Origin of the sequence: Arsukibacterium sp., assembly GCF_036735525.1 — a bacterium.
Lineage (GTDB): Bacteria > Pseudomonadota > Gammaproteobacteria > Enterobacterales > Alteromonadaceae > Alishewanella.
On the sequence record NZ_DAINOE010000121.1, the window covers coordinates 1 to 5,677 of the forward strand.

The window sequence follows — 5,677 nt, forward strand, 5'->3', positions numbered from 1 at the left end:
TAACAACAGGCCTGATGATGCAGCCAGCATTCATCAGCTGCTTAAAACCTTACCGCAAGCGTTATTTGCGGTTGGCCGGCTGGATAAAGACTCCAGTGGTTTGCTGCTACTGACTAACGACGGTGACTTGTGCCAGCGGTTATTGCATCCCGACTATCATCACAGCAAAAGCTATAGTGTGACGACCGATAAACCTCTTACTGAGGCTGCAATCAGCCAATTGCGCTGCGGTGTAAGCTGGCAACTGGGCCAAAACCACTTTCAATCAAAGCCCTGCCAGGTTACTGCCACAGGGCCACAGCAGTTTCAGATTATTCTTACCCAGGGATTACACCGGCAAATCCGCTACATGTGTAAAGCATTGGGCTACCGGGTCACGGCCCTGAGCCGCATCGCTATCGGCCGCCTGCCACTGGGCGAATTAGCGGTGGGTCAGTATCGCCCGTTAACCTCTGACGAACTGAACGCCTTGCAACAATCTGCCGCACCACTAAATTAAACCAACACCTCGGGGTCAGGCCTTGCTTTTTGCAGTTGTTAACAACTGCAAAAAGCAAGGCCTGACCCCACTGGGGATTAACGCTTGTCCAGCTTAATGTCGCCGCTAACGGTGGTCAGTTCAACACTGCCCTCACCGCTGCCAAGGGTGAACTGCAGGCTTCGGCCTGGGCCGTATTTGGCTTTGATAACTTTATCACTACTAAGTTTATTGTTGATATTGCCACCGGCTGATGCTTTAAGATCAAAACGGGCAGATAGGTTGCTAGCAAGCTTTAATTCAATATCGCCACTGACACTGCTACCATTGATACGAGGGTTGCTTACACCACTTAGCTTAGCTTCAATCTCACCATTAACGGTGCTGAGCGATAGCACAGCGGTTCCATCCAGCTCCAGCTCTGCATCGCCGTTAACCGTACTCAGATTGACTTCTGTTGCTTTGGAGCGTGCGTTAATTTTGCCATTTACCACGGCATAAGTCAGACGGCCCACAGAGCCTTGATCATTAATTTTGCCATTCACTGAGCTGAGTTCTATGGTGCCGGTGCCATCCAGCAGCGTTATTTCACCATTAACCGTGTTGAGTTTTACGCTATTGCGTAAATCACTGGCAATAATATGGCCATTAACAGAGCTTATCTGACTACTGCCATGAACCCCAGTAATCTCAACATTACCGTTGACACCTTTAAATTCGACGCTGCTGCCCACTGGAACCTCAATGCTTAATTCAGCCAGGTACTCTTTTTCACTGCGGTTATAGTTCAGCTGACGTGGCATGGTCATTTCGAAACGACTAAAGCCGTCTTTACTATCAAGCAAATAGCCTGTCGCTTTCCCATCTAACTTACCCTTGACACTAAATCTATTGCCGGTGACCGCCTTGATGCTGATTTCACCACTCATCACTTCAATATAAATTTTTTCATTGGCACTGACGTTATGGATCTCATTTACCACTTCACGCGAATCGGCCAATGCCAGCTGACTGAATGCCATTAGTGCTAAGCTGAACAGAGCAGCGAAGTTATTTTTGGTTAGGTATTGCATGTTTCTCTCCTTAAAGGTTTAACTCATTATTAATGGTTGCTGCACAGTGGCGCGTTGAATATAGTCCAGCTGCTGTTGATATAATTGCTGTAACTGCGCCAGTAAATGTGGTTCATCCGGATAAAACTGCAACGCCTGACGCACCTGCAGTATCGCCTGATCCCAAATCTGTAACTGCTGCTGCCAGTTGTCGAAACCCTCAGCAACAGCGACAACCTGCGACAATTGCAGCGATTTTTGTTGTTCATATTGCAGCAGTAACTGCACTTCTGCCGATAAGGCAGACGCTTGCTCAACCGGGGCTAGCGGCGTTAGTGCCAGTTGCCAATACATCAGACCCAACATTGCCACCACAGCGACACTGGCCCAACCCCAACGCCCGAGTCGCTTGTGTGAGCCTGGCGTATCGCCTGAGGTTGCTAATTGCGGCTGCGCAGCCAATCTGCTGGCTAACTGTGGCCATAAATCGCGCTCAGGCGGTAATGCGCGCGGCAACTGCTGTATCGCTTCAGTTAATTGTTGTTCATTCATCCGCTAAGTACTCCTGTAACAATTGCCGGGCCCGGTGATACTGTGCTTTTGAACTGCCTTCGGCGATACCCAGCTGCGTCGCTATTTGCTGATGTTGATAGCCCTCAAGCGCACACAACACAAATACCGCTCTGGCTTGCGAGGGTAAACGCTGAATCGCCTGCTCCAGCGTTAGCTGCACTGAGCTGCATGGCACCTGCTGCCCAGCAAGCTCTGCTAAGCTTTCTGACAATGACTCAGCGCTATCAGTCAAACGCAGGTATTTTTGCTGGCGCCACAGGTCAATGGCACTGCGCGTTGCAATGCTATGTAACCAGGTGGCAAACTCGCTATCGCCACGAAAGGAGGGCAGCTGCTGCCACACTTTTATAAATATCTCCTGGCTGGCATCTTCAGCTTGCTGCTTGTTCGCCAGCAAGCGCCAGCAGATAGCATAGACCCGATCAATATAGTGCTGGTACAGCTGGTAAAAAGCCTGCTTGTCCCCTTGTTTTGCAGCGGCAATCACTTGCGCAAGCTCCAATGCCATAACGCCCCTTTGCTGGCCACACTTAATAAGTTGATATCAGGTTAGTCGAAAAGCACTTCAGAAAGGTTTAAACGCGCGGTAAATATTTTTAACGGGATAATAGGATACGTTTTAGTGGCGGTGGCGGCGGAGCCACAGTTGCCATACTAACAGCAGCGTCAGGCTATACATGGCTATTGAACCCAGCACGACACCGGACCAACCTGACCATTGCCAAAAGGGTTGCAGATAAATACCGCCGATGCTGGCCCCCACATAGTAAAACACCAGGTAAAGCGCACTGGCGCTGGCCTTGTTAGTGTTGGCATGTTGGTTTACCCAGCTGCTGGCCAGCGAGTGACATAAGAAAAAGCCAAAAGCACTGACAAATAAACCGCTTAACAGCACGGGCAACTGCGGGCTTAAAGTGAGCAAGCTGCCAAGCATCATAATGCCAATTCCGCTTGCCATGCCGCCTATTGCCGTTAACCGCCGGGCGATACGGGCTGAATACGCTGAGCCTATAGTACCGGTAAAATAACTGATAAAAAGCAAACCAATCATGCCACTGCTTAACTGATAGGGCGTTGCAGACAGTAAAAACCCCATATAGGTGTATTGATTTAAAAAGATCAGGAAATTTAAGCCACCAATCAGATAGGTCAACAGCAGTAGTGGCTGTTGCAGATGGCGCCAGTGCGCGCTAAGTGCAGTGCTGAGGCTAAAAGGTCGCGGCTGAAAATAGGCTGAAACGGGTAAATAACGCCAGATAAAATACAGGCTAAGCGCACTGAGAAGTGCCATTGGCCAAAACACCCATTGCCAATGGCCAAGTTCAGCCAGGCCTCCCGCCATTAGCCTGCCGCTAATGCCACCCAGCGAATTGGCACTGATATAGTAGCCGACCGCCGTAACCAGAGCCGGTGTGGAGTACTCTTCGCCCATCCAGGCAATGGCCAGCGCCGGCAAGCCCCCCAAACACAAGCCCTGAATGGCACGCCACCACAACAGCGCCTGAAAGCTTTCAACCTGAGTTAACGCCAGGGTGCTGAGGGTCATGCCGCCAAGGGTAAGCAGTAGTAAATTTTTACGGCCCAGGGCATCAGATATCGACGCATAAACCAATAATGATAAGCCCAGGCAGAGGGTGCCAATAGTGTAACTCCAACTGACCTGTAGCGGCGTCAGCTGGTAGTAACGGCTCAGTTCTGGCAATAACGGCTGTAACAAATGCAGATTGGCAAAAACCACCATTGCCGCCAGACACAGCGCAAAGCAACTGCGATAAAATGCCGCTGATTTATACTCAATCACCGTCGCAGCCCCTTTTGCCTAGCTTTAACTTGCCAAGCCTTAACTTAGCAGGCTGTGTCGTGGTTAGCTTGCCAATTGCTTTAAGGTGTTAACAATGCGCTGACAGGCCGCACCATCACCGTAGGGATTATGCGCCACACTCATGCTGTCATAATAACCTTTATCATTAAGCAACAGTGTCACTTCTGCCACAATTTTTTGTCTGTCGGTACCGACCAGTTTAACGGTGCCGGCGGCCACAGCCTCTGGCCGCTCCGTGGTATCGCGCATCACCAGCACCGGTTTACCCAGTGATGGGGCTTCTTCCTGAATACCGCCAGAATCCGTCAGCACCAGATAGCTGCGGCTCATCAAATAGACAAAAGGCAGATAATCTTGCGGTGGGATCAAATGCACATTAGCAACATCAGACAATAAACGGTACACCGGCTCACGCACATTAGGGTTTAAATGCACCGGATATAAGATATCGCAATCCGGGTAAGCCCGGGCAATATCAGCCAGCGCCGCACAAATTTGCTCAAAGCCGCCACCAAAACTCTCCCGTCTGTGACCGGTAACCAGAATTAACCGGCGCTCCGGCTTGATAAACGGAAAATCAGCGGCAAAACGCTGTTGTAATGCGCTATCTTTTTCGATGCGTTTTACCACCTCAAGCAGCGCATCAATCACGGTATTACCGGTGACATAAATATGCGCTTGGGGCACCTGCTCGGCTAACAAATTATCGGCTGACGTTTGGGTGGGCGCAAAATGGTACCGGGTTAAGGTGCCGGTTAATTTGCGGTTAGCTTCTTCTGGCCAGGGGCTGTAAATATTGCCGGTTCTCAGCCCTGCCTCCACATGACCCACCGCGATTTTTTCATAATAACAGGCCAGAGCGGCGGCAAAGGTGGTACTGGTATCGCCATGCACCAACACCACGGGTTTAAAATCACGAAGTACGGTTTTTATCTGTAATAAAATGCTGGTAGTGACATCGTATAAGTCTTGCCCAGCCTTCATAATTGCCAGATCATACTCTGGCTCAATATCGAAAAGCGCCAATACCTGATCCAGCATTTCGCGATGCTGGCCAGTCACGCAAACCCGGCTATCAATGGCCACATCCTGCTTTAACAAATTGACCAAAGGCGCCATTTTTATCGCTTCAGGCCGGGTGCCAAACACACTCAGTACTTTTAACATGTGATCCCTTACTCTGTTAAGACCGGTTAAAACTCGTCCAGAAAATCAAGAAAATCCTCATCAATCTCCGGCTCTTCTCGGGCAGGTGGATTGCCATCATAGATTTTAAATAATTGACGCTGAAAGTAAGACTCTTTGATAAAGGCGTAAGGGTCTAGCGAGTCTTCAAGCATTCTTTCCACCGCCATTAACTGCTCGCGGCTATCCAGAGCACCAATTAATAAACGTGCCAGCGTTTGCGGGGTGTTCAATAATCCCAACGGAAAGTATAACTCATCGACAAAGGCACCGGCAGTGCCACGCACTGTAGTTGGCCCCCGCCCTGGTACCATTAAGAATGGGCCATCGCCCACTCCCCATACTGCCATAGTCTGGTTAAAATCTTCCTGCTTTTCATCCAGGCCTATTTTGCTGGCGACATCAAACAGCCCAAATAAGCCGATAGTGCTATTAACCAAAAACCGCCCGGCACTGACCGCCGCTCTGTCTGGTTTTGCCTGCAGCACACCATTAACGAAACTGGCAGGCTCGCCCAAATTCACTACCACATTATGCACGCCTGTGCGTGCCGGTTTAGGCACCACT

Annotated in this window: 7 protein-coding genes; 1 reads left to right on the plus strand and 6 read right to left on the minus strand. The window is 50.0% G+C overall.

The features are described 5' to 3' along the window. Window positions 1-499, plus strand: a 499-nt coding sequence (locus V7D78_RS15680; protein WP_333609401.1) for a pseudouridine synthase, incomplete at its 5' end; no start/stop codon positions are given. A 77-nt stretch (window positions 500-576) separates the two neighbouring features. Here the strand turns inward: V7D78_RS15680 and V7D78_RS15685 are convergent. The 6 genes from V7D78_RS15685 to V7D78_RS15710 form a co-directional block, all read right to left on the minus strand. Beyond that, window positions 577-1,551: a DUF4097 family beta strand repeat-containing protein gene (locus V7D78_RS15685; protein WP_333609402.1), complete on the minus strand. Its 975-nt coding sequence runs from the start codon at window positions 1,549-1,551 to the stop codon at window positions 577-579. Between the two features lie 18 nt (window positions 1,552-1,569). Then, window positions 1,570-2,082, minus strand: coding sequence for a hypothetical protein (locus tag V7D78_RS15690; protein ID WP_333609403.1), 513 nt, complete (start codon window positions 2,080-2,082; stop codon window positions 1,570-1,572). Continuing rightward, a complete protein-coding gene (locus V7D78_RS15695; RefSeq protein WP_333609404.1) occupies window positions 2,075-2,611 on the minus strand; it encodes an RNA polymerase sigma factor in 537 nt (178 codons plus the stop codon). Before V7D78_RS15695 ends, V7D78_RS15690 begins: the two co-directional genes overlap by 8 nt. 111 nt (window positions 2,612-2,722) lie before the next feature. Beyond that, entirely contained in the window at window positions 2,723-3,904 is a 1,182-nt protein-coding gene (locus V7D78_RS15700) for an MFS transporter (protein ID WP_333609405.1), read from the minus strand. Between the two features lie 63 nt (window positions 3,905-3,967). Next, a complete protein-coding gene (wecB, locus tag V7D78_RS15705) occupies window positions 3,968-5,092 on the minus strand; it encodes a non-hydrolyzing UDP-N-acetylglucosamine 2-epimerase (RefSeq protein ID WP_333609406.1) in 1,125 nt (374 codons plus the stop codon). A 26-nt stretch (window positions 5,093-5,118) separates the two neighbouring features. Beyond that, window positions 5,119-5,677, minus strand: a 559-nt coding sequence (locus tag V7D78_RS15710) for an MlaA family lipoprotein (protein WP_333609407.1), incomplete at its 5' end; no start/stop codon positions are given.